The following is a 506-nucleotide window of genomic DNA, read 5'->3' on the forward strand; positions in this document are numbered from 1 at the left end:
TAATATTTTATTTATTTAAAATGTTTAGGAAATTTTTATTACCTTATATTTTTGTTGTAGCATTTTTCTTTGCGCCTATAAGCGAAGCAAAAAAAGCCGTAAAAAATACCCCTAAACCTCCTGTTCAAACTGGTTTAGTAATTGATGCAAAAAGCGGTAAAGTGTTGCATGCCCATAATTCACAAATTCGGATTTACCCCGCTTCTTTAACTAAGCTAATGACTCTATACTTAATGTTTGAAGCAATTGAAGCCTGTAGTAAGTATTATTTTCATCGTCATTGCGAGCGATTGTAGGAAGCGTGACAATCTAGGAAAATAATAAAAAAATGCATAGCATTTTTTACTAGATTGCTTCGTCAAAATTTTCAATTTTTCCTTGCAATGACGAAAAATCACATTTGATTTAATTTGAATAATATTTTATTTATTTAAAATGTTTAGGAAATTTTTATTACCTTATATTTTTGTTGTAGCATTTTTCTTTGCGCCTATAAGCGAAGCAAA

1 pseudogene is annotated in these 506 nt (G+C 29.1%); it reads left to right on the forward strand.

Annotation, left to right across the window (positions count from 1 at the left end):
* Nucleotides 1–20 precede the first annotated feature (20 nt).
* Nucleotides 21–254: pseudogene (locus O6R16_RS08100) on the forward strand (D-alanyl-D-alanine carboxypeptidase); the annotation flags it as partial.
* Nucleotides 255–506: the final 252 nt, after the last annotated feature.

The organism is Candidatus Rickettsia tasmaniensis (assembly GCF_036857515.1).
Taxonomy (GTDB): domain Bacteria; phylum Pseudomonadota; class Alphaproteobacteria; order Rickettsiales; family Rickettsiaceae; genus Rickettsia; species Rickettsia rickettsii.